The following is a 208-nucleotide window of genomic DNA, read 5'->3' as shown; positions in this document are numbered from 1 at the left end:
TCGCACCCGACGGCTGCGGGTCTCGCACGCCTTCCACTCGCCGTTGATGGAGCCGATGCTGGCGGAGTTCGAGCAGATCGTCTCCGCACTCACCTTCGCCGAGCCGAGCATCCCGGTCGTCTCCAATGTGACGGGCCTGCTTGCCGAGCCTGGTCTGCTGACCGACCCGGCGTACTGGGTGCGGCATGTGCGCGAGGCGGTGCGGTTC

At 68.3% G+C, this 208-nt stretch carries 1 protein-coding gene; it reads left to right on the top strand.

What is annotated here, in order from left to right:
* A partial coding sequence (locus ACSC1Q_RS43375; protein WP_436764565.1) for an ACP S-malonyltransferase occupies nt 1–208 on the top strand: 208 nt, incomplete at both ends.

Source organism: Streptosporangium heterodermiicola (assembly GCF_051390675.1).
In the GTDB taxonomy this organism is placed as follows: domain Bacteria; phylum Actinomycetota; class Actinomycetes; order Streptosporangiales; family Streptosporangiaceae; genus Streptosporangium.
This window is presented reverse-complemented; position numbering and strand designations above follow the sequence as displayed.